Here is a 14,857-nt window from a genome sequence, read left to right on the forward strand (position 1 = left end):
GATGAACCGAGCCTCAAGGGCGTCTCCGTCGCAGGCTCCCTCTTTCTCCCTTTCAAGAATTGAAAGGATTGGAAGCAGAGGTGTGGGGCCGGGGATGGCGGGGATGACTCCGGTCGGACCCACCGGTCATGCCGGGCTTATCCCAGGGTTTTCCCAGGTCCGCGGCCTGGGCGCCGCCCTGTGGGCATGTGAGGGCGATCGGGCAGACGAGCCCGGTGTGTCGGGGCCAAGCCGACGTCCAGCGCCTGTGGACCCTGGGCGCCGTTAGGCTTTCATTAGGGTTTGCCCGACGTGTCGATGCGGGATTGTCCGCCCGTGGATGGACGCGGTTCAAGCCGTCGGGTTTTCCGAGCCCGTCCCCAGGATCGGCGGGTCGCGGGCGAGCCTTCATCCGGCTAAGAGGAAACGGCGCCCTGCGGCGCGTCAGAGGCTCAACCGTCATGTCCACAGAAGAGCGAACCTTATGAGTCCGTCGCGCAGCGGCCCCGGTGGACGGCTGGCCACCTATTTCCATGTGCACCTGGTGTCGGACTCGACCGGCGAGACGCTGAACGCCATGGCCAAGGCGGTCACCGCCCGCTTCGACGGCGTCATCCCCATCGAGCACATCTACGCGCTGGTCCGCTCCGAGAAGCAGATGGAGCGGGTGCTGGAGGAGATCGCGTCCGCGCCGGGCGTGGTGCTGCACACCATCGTCGACCGCGAGCTGCGCGAGCAGTTGGAGGAAGGCTGCCGACGGCTGGACATGCCGCAGATCGGGGCGCTGGATCCGCTGGTGGGCGCCCTGTCACGCTATCTGGGCGCGGCCTTGTCGACCCGGGTCGGCGCCCAGCACGCCCTGGACCATGACTATTTCAACCGCATCGCCGCCCTGGACTACGCCATGGCCCACGACGACGGACAGGGCACTCTGGACCAGTTGGAGGGAGCGGACGTGGTGCTGTGCGGAGTGTCGCGCACGTCCAAGACGCCGACCTGCATCTATCTGGCCCACCGGGGAATCCGCGCCGCCAACGTGCCCCTGGTCCCGGGCCAGGAGGACGGCGAGCGGCTGACGGCGTTGCGTAATCCGCTGGTGGTCGGCCTGACGGTCTCGCCGGACCGTCTGGTGCAAATCCGCCGCAACCGCCTGGACGGCCTGAACGCGCATAGCGCCTCTGCCTATGTCGACCACGAGGCCGTGCGCGACGAGACCGTCAAGGCGCGGCGCGCCTTCGAGCGGCGCGGCTGGCCGACCATCGATGTGACCCGCCGTTCGGTCGAGGAGACCGCCGCCGCCATCGTCAATCTGCTGAGCGAGCGCCGGACCCATCGTCTGGGAGCCAGCTGGTGAGCGCGCTGATCGAACGCGCCGAGCGCCTGATCCTCGCCTCCAAGAGCGCCGCGCGTCAGGCCATGCTGCGTGAGGCGGGTGTGCCCTTCTTTGTGCAGGTCGCCGATGTCGACGAGGAGGCCCTAAAACGGCCGGGCGTCGACCCTGCCGGCCTGGCCGTCGAACTGGCCCAGGTCAAAGCCCTGGCGGTGTCGCGTCATGACGCCGAGGCCTGGGTGCTGGGCGCGGATCAGACCCTGGCGTTCGACGGCGGCCTGGTCTCCAAAGCGACGGACCTGGACGCCGCCCGCGTTCGCCTGTCGGCCATGCGCGGCCGGCCGCACGCCCTGCATTCCGGCGCCGCCCTGGCGCGCAACGGCCAGATCGTCTGGTCCGGCGTCGATACGGCCACGATGCGGGTGCGAAACTTCTCCGACGCCTTTCTGGACGGCTATCTGGCGGCAGAGGGCGAGGCTCTGCTGTCCTGTGTCGGCAGCTATCGGCTGGAGGGCCTGGGATCCCAGCTGTTCGAGCGGATCGACGGCGACTACTTCACCGTCCTGGGTCTGCCGCTGTGGCCCGTGCTGGCCGAGCTGCGGCGCGCCGGGGTGATCGCGGCATGACGGTGCGCGCCGGGGTCGTCGGCTGGCCGATCGCCCATTCGCTGAGCCCGCTGATCCACACGGCGTGGCTCTCGGCGGCGGGTCTGGACGGCGCCTATGAGGCGCACCCCTGCGAGACCGAGGCTGATTTCAGCCATATGCTGGACGAGGGCCGCGCCGGGCGGTTGCGCGGCCTGAACGTCACGGCCCCGTGGAAGGAGCGGGCATTGTCCGAGGCCGACACCGTCTCACCCACAGCCCGCGCCTGCGGTTCGGCCAATCTGCTGGTGTTCGAGGGCGGTCGGATCGTCGCCGACAGCACGGACGGCCAGGGGCTTTTGATCGCACTGGCGGACCAGGCGCCTCACATCTCGCTGTCGGCGGCGTCGGTGGTCGTGATGGGCGCGGGCGGCGCGGCTCGGGCGGCGGTCCAGGCTCTGGTCGCCGCGGGGGCCGAGGTCGGCGTGCTGAACCGCACGGCCGAACGCGCCGAACGCCTGGCCCAGGACCTGGGCGCGCGGGTCGTCACCCCCGAAGCGCTCACGACGGCCCGGCTGGTCGTCAATGCGCTGAGCGTCCCCCCCGCCCTGGATATGAACGCCCTGCCGGCCGACGCCGTGGTCATGGACATGACCTACCGGCCGCTGGAGACACCATTCCTGGCTCAGGCGCGCGCGCGGGGCCTGACCGGCGTCGACGGTCTGGCCATGCTGATCGGCCAGGCCCGGCCGTCGTTCGAAGCCCTGTTCGGGATGGCGCCGCCCGACATGAATGTCCGCGCCCTGGCGCTGGAGGCGCTGGCGTCATGATCGTGCTCGGCCTGACGGGCTCCATCGGCATGGGCAAGTCGACCACCACGGCCATGTTTCGCCGTCACGGCGCCCTGGTGTGGAACGCCGACGAGGCCGTGCACCGTCTCTACGCGCCCGGCGGCGCGGCCGTGGGGCCCATCGCCCAGGCCTTTCCCGGCGTCATCGTCGACGGCGGCGTGGATCGCGATCGCCTTGCCGCCGCCCTGGGTCAGGACGCTGAGGCCTTTGCGAGGCTGGAGGCCATAGTCCACCCGCTGGTCGCCCAGGGCCGAGCCGATGAGCTGAAGGCGGCGTCTGATGGAGGGGCGCGGCTGGCGGTTCTGGACATTCCCCTGCTGTTCGAGACCGGGGCAGACAAGGCGGTTCACGCCGTAGTGGTCGTCACCGCCCCCGCCGACATCCAGGCCCAGCGCGTCCTGGCGCGCCCCGGCATGACGCGCGAGCGCTTCGACGCCATCCTGGCGCGCCAGACGCCTGACGCCGAAAAGCGCCGCCTCGCCGATTATGTGATCGACACCAGCCTGGGGCGTCAGGCCGCCGAGGCCCGCGTGGCCGAAATCGTGGCCGAGGTGCTGTCGCCACGGTGGATACCCCCGCGCCGAACCCTTCCGTCAGAGCCCGAACGGCCCCATTAAGAGGCCATGGCTCGCGAGATCGTTCTGGATACGGAAACCACCGGCTTCGACCCGCGCACGGGCGACCGGCTGATCGAGGTCGGCTGTATCGAGATCGAGGATCTGCTGCCGACGGGTCGGACCTTCCACCGCTTCGTCAATCCCGAGCGTCTGATCCCGCCCGACGCCATCCGCGTGCACGGCATCACCGACGACAAGGTGCGCGACGCGCCGAAATTCCACCAGATCGTGGGCGACCTGATGGAGTTCATCGGCGACGCCCAGATCATCGCCCACAACGCCGCCTTCGACCGCAACTTCATCGATTTCGAGTGCGGCCGCTGCAATCATCCGATCACCGGCGAGGCCCGCTGGATCGACACGCTGCAGCTGGCGCAGAAACGCTTTCCGGGCATGGCCAACTCGCTGGACGCCCTGTGCAAGCGGTTCAAGATCTCTCTGGTCGAACGCACCCTGCACGGCGCCCTGATCGACGCCCGCCTGCTGGCCGAGGTCTATCTGGAGCTCAAGGGCGGCAAGGAGCGGGTGCTGGATCTCAGCGCCGCGCGGTCGACCGGATCCGATGTCGGCCAGACCGGGCCGCGCGCCTATGGGCCTCGCCCGCGCCCGCTGTCGCCCCTGGGCACGCCCGAAGAGCATCTGGCCCACGCCGCCTTCGTGCGCGACGTCGTGAAGGACGCCAGCCTGTGGGCCGCCTATGGCCTGGAGGTCGCCCCGGCCGAGGCCGCCGCCTGAGCCCGATCAGTGCGGATCGTCGGCGGCGCCGGCGGGGCTGAGCTTCCAGCGCACCTTGGTCTCGGCGTCCGTGCGGGCCGAGCCGCGCACCACGATCTGAAGCGACCGACGCGTCAGGCCCTCGTCGACATGAACCGCCGGCTCGATCGCCACATCCGGCCCGTCGGTGCGGAACCACCAGCCGCGTCCCGAGGCGCCCCGCAGCAGGATCGAGCGCCGGTCGCGCGACAGCGACGCCTGCACGCCCGGCTCCAGCTGGAACCGCACGGCATAGGGCGCGGCGATCGGGCGGGCGCCGACCGGCCCTTCGGCGGGCGGATGCAGACGCTCCTCGGCCCGCAGTTCGTCAAGCCGCTGATCCAGATACAGGCGGCGCTGATGCACCAGGCCAAAGCCCGGCAGCCAGCCGTCGTGTTCCAGCTCCAGCCATACGGCCCCGTCGCCCTGCTGCCGCGATGCGCGCACGGCGAAAGGACCGCCGACCAGGCGCGGCCCCAGAAGGTCGCCCGCCCAGCCGCCCAAAGGCTCGGCCAGGGGTTGCTCGCCCAGGGTCAGGGTGGAGTGGCCGGGCGACAGGCGCAGGGCTTGTCGATCCGCCGCCGCCGGGGTCCAGTCGCAGCCGGTGAAGAGGCGGTCACGCCCACAGGCGACGATCAGGGCCAGCGGCTGGGCGCAGGCGGCTTCGCTCCACGCGCCCGTCGCGGGCGGCGCGGCGTCGGCCATCAGGGTGATCAAGGGACTGGAGACACGCATCAGGCCGCCGACCTCGCCCGCGCCGTCTTCCACGTCGGCCTCGTCATGGGCGCGGGCCGCGGCCACACGCTCGGCTGTCGAGGGACCGCCGCCCTGGAAACCGGCCAGGCGGCCGTCGGGCAGGGTCTGCAGGCGCAGGGCGCGCGTCAGCCGCTCAATGGCCTGCCCCACGCCCTGCGGCGTCGGCAGCGACAGCTGCGCCAGGGCGTCGTCCAGGGTCAGAAGGTCCAACAGCAGCTCGAGCCCGGCCTCCGGGCTGCGCGAGGCATGGCCTCCGTCGGCCAGGACCGTGGCGGCCAGGGCGGGCTCCAGCTTCCTTAGCGCCCGCATGCGGATCGAGGCGCCCGGCCCCCCGCTGAGGACGCAGCCGGCCACCGCCGCCGCCAGATAGCGCTCGGCCTTGACCGCCAGGGCGCCGGGCGGACGCAGCAGCTGGCGCGCCTGGCGCGTCAGGCTGTCGGCCAGGCGCTGGCGCTCGGGCTCGCTGCCGGCCTGGCCCATGCGTCGCGCCGCGCAGGACAGGTTCAGCACGCGCCGGGCCAGGATGCGGGGCTCCCAGGCGAACGGCGACCAGCGGCCGAACTGATCGCTCCAGCTCAGGGCCAGGCGCATGGCCTCGCGTGCACCGCGGTCGCCCTGAAGCATCAGCGCCGGGAGCCAGGCGAAGGCGTGCAGCTGGACCGCGAAGGGGCGGCTGGGGCTGGGGCGGTTCCAGGGGTCGCTGGGCTCGGCCGCCTCCAGCGTCGCGCCGGCCAGGGCGAAACGGCCGGACAGAACGGTCTTGCCCGGCGCCGGATCGACCGGCCGGAAATCACGCGGCGAGGCGGCGAAGCCCATGGCTCGGCCGCCGCCCAGGGTCAGGCCGTAGCCAGGCAGGCCGTACAGCTCGATCCACATCTGGCGCGTGACCAGACGACCCAGGACGGCGGGCCACAGGCCGGGCCCGGGCCCATTGCGCCCGGGCTTCACCGGGGTGCGCACCGGCGCGCCGCGCAATCCGGGGATGGCGGTGGCGGGCGATGGCTGAGGGATGGGGTCAGGCGTCCCCTCCGGGCGCTCGGCGAAGGGACCAAAGGGGCTCACGCGCGGCCGCTCCCGGCGGCTTTCAGCGCGGCGATGTTGGCGGCGTAGACGTCCGCACCGCCCTTGAACACGGCCGTGCCCGCGACCAGCGCGTCAGCCCCGGCCGAGACGCAGGCGCCGATGGTGTCCACCGTCACGCCGCCGTCGACCTGCAGATGCGCCGGCGAGCCGACGCGGTCCAGGATGGCGCGGACCCGCTCGATCTTGCGCGTCGAGGCGTCGATGAACTTCTGGCCGCCATAGCCGGGATTGACCGACATGATCAGCACCACGTCCACGGCCTCGACCACCTCTTCCAGGATCGCGACAGGCGTGGCGGGGTTCAGAACCAGCCCGGCCTTGGCGCCCAGCTGGCGGATGCGGCCCAGGGTGCGGTGCGTGTGCGGTCCGCTTTCGGGGTGGATGCTCAGGATGTCGGCGCCCGCCTCGCGATAGGCCTCCAGCCAGTTGTCGACCGGCGCGGTCATCAGATGGACGTCGAACGGCAGGCTGCTGTGCGGCCTCAGGGCCTTCACCACGTCGGGGCCGATGGTCAGGTTGGGCACGAAATGCCCGTCCATCACGTCGACATGGACCCAGTCGGCGCCCGCAGCCTCGATGGCGCGGACCTCCTCGCCCAGTCGGGCGAAATCGCTGGCGAGAATGGACGGGCAGATCAGGGGCGCGCTCATGCCCCCCGCTTAGGACCCGGAAACGGCGGCGGCAAGGCGCCGCCGACTTCGCATCAACCCTCGCGCACCATCAGGGCGGCGAAGAAGCCGTCGACGCCGCCGCGTTCGGCCCACATCGAAGGCAGGATGCGCAGCCAGCCTTCGGGCGTCAGGGCCTCCATCGGCGCGCCCACGGCCTGCGGATCGGCGGCCACGGTCTTGAAGGCCGGGTTGCGGCGCAGAAAGGCGATGATCTGGGTCTCGCCCTCCTCGCGCTCCAGCGAACAGGTGCAATAAACCAGCCGTCCGCCGGGCTTCACCCGCTCGGCGGCGACGTCGAGCAGCCGGTGCTGCACATCGGCCAGCTTGGCGACCTCTGCGGGCCGCGTGGCGCGCAGAACCTCGGGATTGCGGCGGTAGGTTCCAGTGGAGGTGCAGGGGGCGTCCAGCAGGACCGCGTCGAACTGTCCCGGCTCGTCCCACTCTTCGGCGGCCACGGCGATGACGCGCGCCTCCAGCCCGGTGCGTTCCAGATTGGCGTGGAGCCGTTTCAACCGGGAGGCCGACCGGTCCAGAGCCGTCACCTCGGCGCCCGCCGCCGCCAGCTGCAGCGTCTTGCCGCCCGGCGCCGCGCACAGGTCCAGGGCGGTTTCGCCCGGTTTCACCTCAAGCAGGCGCGCGGGCGCGGCCGCGGCGGCGTCCTGCACCCACCAGTCGCCGCCCTCGAAGCCCGGCCATTGCGCCACGTCGCCGCGACGGCCGGTCCGGATGTTGCCGCCGGGCAGCACCTCGCCCTCGACAGCCGCCGCCACGGCGGCCGGGTCCACTCCGGGCTTCAGCGTCAGGTCGGTCGGCGGTTCGTCCCGACCGGCCAGGGCCAGGGCGGCCAGGCCCGCCTCGCCATACGCCGCCTTCCAGCGCGCGGCGATCCAGTCCGGCAGGTTGGCATCGGCGGTGGTCAGGCCGGGTCCGTCGCGCCCGATCCCGCGCAGCACCGCATTGACCAGATTCTTGTAGGGCCGCGCCTTGGCGTCACGCTCCGCAAGTTTGACCGCCGTCGACACCGCCGCGAAGGCCGGCGTCTCCAGCACAAGCGTCTGGGCCAGGGCGATGCGCAGGATGGTCATGACCGGCTCGGGCGGCCGCTTGGAGAAGCGACGGTCCAGGATCTGGTCGATCTCGCTCAGACGGCGCAACGCCGCCATGGCCGTGGCGCGGGCGAAGGCCCGATCCGGCGCCGGCAGGCTCGACAGCGCCGGCGACGCCAGGGTCTCGTCCAAGCCGTTGCGCCGCTCCAGCGCCGCGTTCAGCAGCAGGCCGGCGGCAATGCGGGCCTCCACGCCGATGTCGGCCGCCGCATCGGGCGCGGCGGGCTCCACAGGGCGAGGTGCGCGACCCTTCTCGGCCCTGCGGCGCCCGCGCGAGGCGGAGTTGCGGCCGGCGCTCGGCCCAGTGGGGTTCAAACCGACACCTGCGTGCCCATCTCGACCACTCGGCCTGGCGGGATGTGATAGAAATCGGTCGGGTTGGCGGCGTTTCTCATCAGGAAGATATACAGCCGGTCCTGCCACAGGGGCATCCCCCTGCGCGCCGCGGGCACGACCGAGCGCCGGCCCAGGAAGAAGCTGGTCGACATGATGTCGAACTTCAGCCCCTGCTTGCGGCACAGGCTCAGCGCGCGCGGCACGTTGGGCGTCTCCATGAAGCCATAGGTCACGGTCAGCCGTTTAAAGTCGTCGCTGATCGGCTCCATCACGATGCGCTGGGCCTCGGGCACGCGAGGCCGGTCGGCCGTACGCACTGTCAGGATCACATTCTTCTCGTGCAGCACCTTGTTGTGCTTGAGATTGTGCATCAGGGCGACCGGCGCGATCTCGGCGTCGGAGGTCAGGAACACCGCCGTGCCCGGCGCGCGATGCGGCGGCCTGGCCTTCAGCATCTGGATGAGATCCGTAAGCGGCAGGCTGTCCTTGTGGGTCTTGACCGTCAGCAGCTGTGTGCCGCGCACCCAAGTCCACATGATGGTCACCAAGCCCGCGCCCATGGCCAGCGGCGCCCAGGCCCCCTGCGGAATTTTCAGCAGGTTCGAACCGAAGAAGGCCAGGTCGATCATCAGGAAGGGCGTGACGAAGGCCAGGCTGAGCGGCAGGCTCCACTTCCACATGCGACGCACGATGAACCAGGCCAGCAGACTGTCCACCAGCATGGCGCCGGTGACCGCCACGCCATAGGCGCCCGCCAGCTGCGACGATGTCGGGAACAGCGCCAGCAGAAGCAGCACGCCGACAAGCATCAGCATATTGACCGACGGCACGTAGATCTGACCCGCCTGGCTCTCACTTGTCTGGCGGATGCCGAGGCGCGGCAGAAGACCCAGCTGCACGGCCTGCTGCGTCAGGGAGAAGGCGCCGGTGATGACGGCCTGGCTGGCGATCACCGTGGCCAAGGTGGCCAGGATCAGCACGGGCCAATAGGCCATCTGCGGGATCATCTCCCAGAAGGGATTGGTCCGCGCGCCCGGATCACTGAGCACCAGGGCGCCCTGGCCCAGATAGTTCAGCATCAGGCACGGCAGCACGACCCACAGCCAGCCTGCCCGGATCGGCGCTTTACCGAAATGGCCCATGTCCGTGTAGAGCGCCTCGGCCCCCGTCACGGCCAGGAAGACGCTGCCCAAAAGGACGAAGCCCAGAAAGCCATTGTCGATGAGAAACATGATCCCGTAGTGAGGCGACAGCGCCCGCAGGATCGAAACGTCGTCGAAGATATGCAGGACGCCCAGACCCGCCAGGGTCAGGAACCAGATGGTGGTCAGCGGTCCGAAGGCGCGAGCCATGCTGGCGGTCCCCCGCGACTGCACCATGAACAGGCTGATCAGGATGCCGGCCGCGATGGGCAAGATGAAGGGCGTGAAGTGGCGGCCGACCACCGGCGCCTCTCCCAGGCCCTCGACCGCCGACAACACCGACACCGCCGGGGTCAGCACCCCGTCTGCGTAGAACAGCGCCGCACCGCAGACGCCTAGCAGAAACACGGTCGCCGACCGCCGGCCCAACGCACGCTGCGCCAGCGCCATAAGCGACAGGGTCCCCCCCTCGCCCTTGTTGTCTGCCCGCATCAGGAAGATGACGTACTTGACCGTCACCACCAGGATCAGGGCCCAGAAGATCAGGGACACGGTGCCCAGCACCGCAAGCTCGGCCGCACCGCCGCTGCGTGAATGCGCTAGGGCCTCGCGCATGGCGTACAGGGGGCTTGTGCCGATATCGCCGAAGACGACGCCAATCGCGCCGATCAGCAACGCGCGAAAGCCGGCGCCTCCCGGACCGTGGCCCGGTGCGTGCGATGCGTCTTGCAGCGATGCGGTCTGAGTATCGGCGGCGGCGGAAGCGTCGGCGCCGAGGGGGCTGTCCCCTGCCATGCTTGTCCTCCGGGCCGCGAACGTTCGGGCCCATCAAAAGCAGCGGCGCGCATACGCCCATTCCGCGAGCGGTTCAATCGCGGGCCTGCGGATTCGTTCCGCAGTTTGTGAAACCGCCGCCTCATGCCTATTTTCAGCGCACCATGTCGGACAGCCAGCGCTTTCCCGTCGCCGCTCACGCCCTGGCCTATATGGCGCACAAGGGCGCGTACGGTCCTGCCCAGGCGGCTTCCAGCGCGCTGCTGGCTGCGTCGGTGCCCACCAACCCCGTGGTCGTGCGGCGCGTCACCGCCCTGCTGGCCAAGGCTGGCTTGATCGCCACCCGGCCTGGCGCCTCCGGAGGCTCCTGGCTGCTGCGGCGGCCGGAGCACATCCGGCTGGACGAGGTGCTGCGTGCGGTGAACGGCTGCGCGCATCTGGGTTCGCCCCCCGCCGGCGCTCGTGGCTGCCCGGTCGGTGAGCACATCCCGCGCCAAGTGGCCAAGGCCCTGACGGCTGCCGACCACGCCGCAGCCGATGCCCTCTCGCGCATCACCATCGCCGATTTGCTGGACGAGGCGCCGGCCTCTCTCGCCCGTTTCGCCGTCCCAGCGTGAAGAAGAGGACCGTACTGATCAGCGGCGCTTCGGCGGGCATCGGCGCCGCCCTGGCGCGTGTTTGCGCAGCCGATGGCTGGGATCTTGTTCTGACGGCCCGGCGCGAGGATCGTTTGCTGGCCTTGGCCGACGAGATCATGGCCGCCCATCCGGTCCAGGCCCGCGTCGTCGCCGCCGACCTGGCGCAAACCGACGCCGTCCAGCGTCTGGTCCAAGCGATAGAGGATCAGGGGCTGATGCTGGACGGCCTGATCAACAACGCCGGCTTCAGCCGCACCACCGGCTTCCTGCAGACCGATCCGGCCGATCACGCCGCCATGCTGCGCGTTATGCTGAGCGCGCCGGTCGAACTCACGCGTTTGCTGCTGCCCGGCATGGTCCAGCGCGGCTTCGGACGGGTGCTGAACGTGGCCTCCCTAGCCGGGCTGATGCCGGCCACCGGCGGCGACACCCTGTACGGCCCGATCAAGAGCTTTTTGATCAAGGCCAGCCAAGGCCTGCACCTCGAGACGCACGGCACGGGTGTTCATGTCACCGTTCTCAACCCTGGATACACCCTGACGGAATTCCACGACGTCAACGGCTCGCGGGAGCAGGTGTCCTCGGCCTATCCCGCCTGGATGTGGATGGACGCCGATCGCGTGGCGCGCATCGGCTGGAACGCCTGCGAGGCGGGCAGGGCCTCAGTCACGCCGGGCCTCGCCAACCGCCTGCTGTCCGGCTTGGCCAAGCATCTGCCCGATGCGACGGCCCTGCGCATGGTGGGCGGCCACGCCCAGCGGCTCAAGCGCCTCTAGCAGCGAGTCGCTCAGGGCGTGAATTCTATGGTGTGTTCGAAGGAAGCGCGCACCGGCTTCCCGTCTCTCAGAGCCGGTTGGACGTCGGCGCCGTTCATCAGCGCGACCGCCGCCTCGCCGAAGCCGAGGCCGGGACGCGTCTCCGAGACGACGTGGCAGTCACTGACACGACCGGTTGCGGAGGCCAGGCAACGAACTCGAACCGAAACGCCCTCCAATGCGCCAGATGACCGTGCCGCCGCCTTCTCGACTGCAGGGGGGCGCGGCGCCGCGTCGTTCGATGCGCCGATCTCGGGCGTGGACAGCGCGACGACAGCCAGCAGAACGAACAGGGACATGGCGACGACTTCCTTTCAGGAATACAAGCCACAGAACGCCAGCGAGTTCCGAGGGCCTTCGACGGACGCTGGGCCGTGGCTGGGCCTCCAACATTCGCCTTCATCCGGATGGCCTTGGCGAAGAAGTCGCACTCGTGCGCTCCGCGCCGCATTAGGGAATGGGCCTCTCGGCAGACGGCCCATTGAGGCGTTCGCGAAGGTCGTTCAGCACGCCGTCGGTGGCGGGCTGGTCCAGCCCGCAAAGCAGCAGGGACTGACGCGCCAGGCCCAGACCGGCGGCTAGGTTTTCCGGGAAGACCAGGTCGGCGCCCGCCGCCCGGAGCCGCTTCGCGACCTCCTCATCGAGCGCATTGGCGAGCCGGAGCGCTTTCGGCGCTTCCGTCCGCGTGCGGTGAAGGATACGCTCGGCCTCGCGCTCGCCTTCGAACGCAACCACCACGAGCCGCGCCCTAGAAAGGCCCGTCGCAGCCAGAACGGTTCTGCGTCCAGCGTCGGCGAATACGACATTCAAGCCCAGAGTCTGCGCCGCCCGAAAGCTGTCGAAGTCTCTTTCCACCGCAACATAGGGGATGCCGGCGAGCTTGAGCGCCGCCGCCACCGGACGGCCGATTCGCCCACAGCCGCAGAGGACCACATGGTTTGCGAGATCGCCCGTTGAGGCGGCGCGTGCGCCCTCGTCCTCAGGCGATTGAGGCCCGGCAAAGCGACGCGCGAAGCCAGCCGAGCCGGCGGTCAGGATCGGCGCAAGCCCCATGCTCAGCACCAGGGCCACGAGAAGAGGACCCGCGACGGGGAGCGGAAGCAGGCTGGCGGCAAGGCCTTGAGTAATCAGCAGAAGGCCGAATTCGCCTCCGTTGGCCATAGAGACGGCCGTACGCAGGCTGTCCTGGCGGGCCCATCGGCGAACCCGGCCTACCAGAAGCACCACTGCGGGCTTGATGAGCAGGAAAACCATCAACCAAACCCCTACGGCCAGGGGCGCAGCGACGGCGACGGACAGGTCGAGCCCCATCCCCACGGTGACGAAGAAGAGGCCCAAGAGGACGTCGCGAAACGGCCGAACCTCGTCCTCTATGTGGTGGCGGAAATCGCTTTCCCCGACGATGACCCCGGCCATAAAGGCGCCGAGCGGCGCCGCAAGTCCCGCCAGTCCGGCGATCCAGGCTGTCCCAAGGGCGAGCAACAGCACCACCAGGAGAAAAAGTTCGGCGGATTGGCTTCTAGCGACCCAGGCCAGTGCACCGCGAAACAGAGGCCTGCCGATCACGGCCGCAGCCGCCAAGGCCAGACCGCCCAAGGCCACGGTGCGAGCAAGCGTCAACGGCTCAACCTTGTCGCCTTCGGCATAGGCCCCGATCATCACCAGGAAGGGCAGGGTGGCCAGATCCTGGAACAGCGGCTGGTGAGCTCTGCGCCCCGCTCCGCCGCCTGGATCGTCATGCTCGCCAGATCCTTGAGCGCCGGCTCGCCGGAAAGCGCCTCTTCCAGCCCTTCGGCATTGTTGAGAATGACGGTGAGCAGATTGTTGAAATCGTGGGCGATGCCGCCCGTAAGCTGCCCCACTGCCTCCAGCTTCTGCGACTGTCGTACGTTGTCCTCCAACTCGCGGCGCTCGGTTACGTCCAGCATGGAGCCGACCGCCCGGGTCGGACGCCCGGCTTCGTCACGGATGATGAAGCCGCGATCGGCGACTGCGGCGTAGCGGCCGTCAGCCTTCTGGAACCGGTATTCGGCGCGCCAGATCGTGTCCGAACCCTTCAGCGCGGCGAAAAACCCGGCATGAACACGCTCGCGGTCGTCGGGATGCAGATGATGCAGCCAGAACGACAAGGGCGTCTGGCTCAACTCCGGGGCGTAGCCGAAGAGCGCCTGCAAGTTGCTGTTCCACCAGAGGGCGTCCCGCTCGATATCCCAGTCCCACACCACGTCGTTGGTGGCCCGGGCCATGAGCTGGAAACGCTCCTCGCCCAGGCGCATGGCCTCCTGCGCCGCCCGCCGCCCGGTGATATCGCGCTGCACTGAGACGAAGTGAGTATGCGCGTCCCCGTCCAGCCCGATCGGAACGATGTCCATCTCGACCCAGAACGGGTCGCCAAGACGCGTGTAGTTGACCAGTTCGGCTCGAACGGATTCTCCGCGCATCAGGGCGTCGCGGATGCGATCCACCTCGGCCTGCGACGTGTCGGGGCCCTGCAGAATCCGGGGCGTTCGTCCGATGATGTCGGCCTTCTCGTACCCCGTCATGCGAACGAAGGCGTCATTGACATAGACCACGCGCGGCCCCGCGAATTTCTCCTCGATCGGACCGGCCTCGGTGATCAGCACGACGTCGTTCAGGTGCGATACGGCTTGCTCGAGCAGCCGCAGCTGCGTCTCCGCCGCCCGTTCCGACGTCACGTCCCGGAAGTAGACGGTCACGCCTCCATTGTCGGCGGGATGGACGGCCGACTGAAACCACCGGCCGGGCGGGTCGAGATAGTCGGTGAAATGTTGGCTTTGCCCGCTTTCGACAGCGGCTTCGACCGCCACCTTGAACTTCTTGTCCCGCGCCTCAGGAAACGCGTCCCAGACATTCCGCCCGATGAGATCCTTGCGCGAGCGGTCGAGGTAAGCCTCGGCCTGACCGTTCAGAAAGGTGAAGCAGCCATGGCCGTCCAGGGTGAAGAAACCATCGCTGATGCTCTCGAGCATAGCGGTTCGCTCGTGCTCCAGTTCGACCAGGCGCGTGACGTCTCGCGCCGAGACGAAGCGCGCCGCCCGGCCCTGATGGCTGAGCTCGTGGGAAACGACATCCACGAAGATCACCCGGCCCTCGCGGGTCAGATGCCGCCACACGCCCGAAGCGTCGAGCACCTGGGTGTTCCTTGCACCCTCGCCTTGAGATGGGTCGAGCTCCGCCAGCGACATGTCGAGGAACTCGTCGCGAGACCAGCCATATTTGCGCTCGGCCGCTGCATTGACGTCCAAGAACTTCAGCGTTTTCGCATCGTGGACCCACATCGGATCGGGGTGGGCGTGGAAGAAGGCTTGGCGGAGATCGGTCTGGTCCAAGGCGTGTTCCATCGCTCCCCGAGAAGCTCGACGTTGACCGGTTCGCTGGCGGAAACAACCCCGTGATTATAC

General features: G+C 69.3%; 14 protein-coding genes. 7 read left to right on the top strand and 7 right to left on the bottom strand.

Annotated elements, in window-relative coordinates; all coding sequences use genetic code 11:
• The first annotated feature begins 463 nt into the window (after positions 1 to 463).
• The 5 genes from E4M01_RS02645 to dnaQ are packed head-to-tail and all read left to right on the top strand — an operon-like array spanning position 464 to position 4,096.
• Positions 464 to 1,333 carry a pyruvate, water dikinase regulatory protein gene (locus tag E4M01_RS02645; RefSeq protein WP_135062391.1) on the top strand — a complete coding sequence of 290 codons (870 nt, stop codon included), beginning with the start codon at positions 464 to 466 and terminating at the stop codon, positions 1,331 to 1,333.
• Positions 1,330 to 1,935, top strand: coding sequence for a nucleoside triphosphate pyrophosphatase (locus E4M01_RS02650; RefSeq protein ID WP_256359979.1), 606 nt, complete (start codon positions 1,330 to 1,332; stop codon positions 1,933 to 1,935). The genes E4M01_RS02645 and E4M01_RS02650 overlap by 4 nt, the downstream gene beginning before the upstream one ends.
• Positions 1,932 to 2,723 carry a shikimate dehydrogenase gene (locus E4M01_RS02655; RefSeq protein ID WP_135062389.1) on the top strand — a complete coding sequence of 264 codons (792 nt, stop codon included), beginning with the start codon at positions 1,932 to 1,934 and terminating at the stop codon, positions 2,721 to 2,723. Before E4M01_RS02650 ends, E4M01_RS02655 begins: the two co-directional genes overlap by 4 nt.
• Positions 2,720 to 3,361 carry a dephospho-CoA kinase gene (gene coaE / locus E4M01_RS02660; RefSeq protein WP_135062387.1) on the top strand — a complete coding sequence of 214 codons (642 nt, stop codon included), beginning with the start codon at positions 2,720 to 2,722 and terminating at the stop codon, positions 3,359 to 3,361. The genes E4M01_RS02655 and coaE overlap by 4 nt, the downstream gene beginning before the upstream one ends.
• A 6-nt stretch (positions 3,362 to 3,367) precedes the next feature.
• Positions 3,368 to 4,096: a DNA polymerase III subunit epsilon gene (dnaQ, locus tag E4M01_RS02665; RefSeq protein WP_135062385.1), complete on the top strand. Its 729-nt coding sequence runs from the start codon at positions 3,368 to 3,370 to the stop codon at positions 4,094 to 4,096.
• 6 nt (positions 4,097 to 4,102) lie between these two features.
• On the opposite strand, the gene E4M01_RS14630 is transcribed toward dnaQ, so the two are convergent.
• The 4 genes from E4M01_RS14630 to E4M01_RS02685 all read right to left on the bottom strand — a co-directional run bounded on the left by E4M01_RS14630 (position 4,103) and on the right by E4M01_RS02685 (position 10,003).
• Positions 4,103 to 5,932 carry a heparinase II/III family protein gene (locus E4M01_RS14630; RefSeq protein WP_135062383.1) on the bottom strand — a complete coding sequence of 610 codons (1,830 nt, stop codon included), beginning with the start codon at positions 5,930 to 5,932 and terminating at the stop codon, positions 4,103 to 4,105.
• Complete coding sequence (rpe, locus tag E4M01_RS02675) at positions 5,929 to 6,603, bottom strand: ribulose-phosphate 3-epimerase (protein ID WP_135062381.1); 675 nt, start codon at positions 6,601 to 6,603, stop codon at positions 5,929 to 5,931. Before rpe ends, E4M01_RS14630 begins: the two co-directional genes overlap by 4 nt.
• 53 nt (positions 6,604 to 6,656) lie before the next feature.
• Positions 6,657 to 7,961 (bottom strand): RsmB/NOP family class I SAM-dependent RNA methyltransferase, encoded by a 1,305-nt coding sequence (locus E4M01_RS02680; RefSeq protein ID WP_245158195.1) that lies wholly within the window; start codon positions 7,959 to 7,961, stop codon positions 6,657 to 6,659.
• A gap of 80 nt (positions 7,962 to 8,041) precedes the next feature.
• The gene (locus E4M01_RS02685) at positions 8,042 to 10,003 is read right to left on the bottom strand and encodes a potassium transporter Kup (protein ID WP_135062377.1); all 1,962 of its coding nucleotides are present in this window, start codon (positions 10,001 to 10,003) and stop codon (positions 8,042 to 8,044) included.
• A 143-nt stretch (positions 10,004 to 10,146) separates the two neighbouring features.
• Here E4M01_RS02685 and E4M01_RS02690 point away from each other — a divergent pair, with 143 nt between their 5' ends.
• Together E4M01_RS02690 and E4M01_RS02695 are read left to right on the top strand one after the other, a co-directional pair.
• Positions 10,147 to 10,599, top strand: a complete 453-nt coding sequence (locus tag E4M01_RS02690; RefSeq protein WP_135062375.1) for an Rrf2 family transcriptional regulator — start codon at positions 10,147 to 10,149, stop codon at positions 10,597 to 10,599.
• On the top strand, positions 10,596 to 11,396 hold the full coding sequence (locus E4M01_RS02695; RefSeq protein ID WP_135062373.1) for an SDR family oxidoreductase: 801 nt from the start codon (positions 10,596 to 10,598) through the stop codon (positions 11,394 to 11,396). Before E4M01_RS02690 ends, E4M01_RS02695 begins: the two co-directional genes overlap by 4 nt.
• A gap of 11 nt (positions 11,397 to 11,407) precedes the next feature.
• Here the strand turns inward: E4M01_RS02695 and E4M01_RS02700 are convergent, their stop codons facing one another.
• The 3 genes from E4M01_RS02700 to E4M01_RS14635 all read right to left on the bottom strand — a co-directional run bounded on the left by E4M01_RS02700 (position 11,408) and on the right by E4M01_RS14635 (position 14,785).
• Positions 11,408 to 11,734, bottom strand: a complete 327-nt coding sequence (locus E4M01_RS02700; RefSeq protein ID WP_135062371.1) for a TonB family protein — start codon at positions 11,732 to 11,734, stop codon at positions 11,408 to 11,410.
• A 151-nt stretch (positions 11,735 to 11,885) separates the two neighbouring features.
• Positions 11,886 to 13,094, bottom strand: a complete 1,209-nt coding sequence (locus E4M01_RS02705) for a cation:proton antiporter (RefSeq protein ID WP_245158211.1) — start codon at positions 13,092 to 13,094, stop codon at positions 11,886 to 11,888.
• The gene (locus E4M01_RS14635) at positions 13,094 to 14,785 is read right to left on the bottom strand and encodes a PAS domain-containing protein (RefSeq protein WP_167792136.1); all 1,692 of its coding nucleotides are present in this window, start codon (positions 14,783 to 14,785) and stop codon (positions 13,094 to 13,096) included. Before E4M01_RS14635 ends, E4M01_RS02705 begins: the two co-directional genes overlap by 1 nt.
• Positions 14,786 to 14,857: the final 72 nt, after the last annotated feature.

This window comes from Brevundimonas sp. MF30-B (assembly GCF_004683885.1).
Classification (GTDB): Bacteria; Pseudomonadota; Alphaproteobacteria; order Caulobacterales; family Caulobacteraceae; genus Brevundimonas.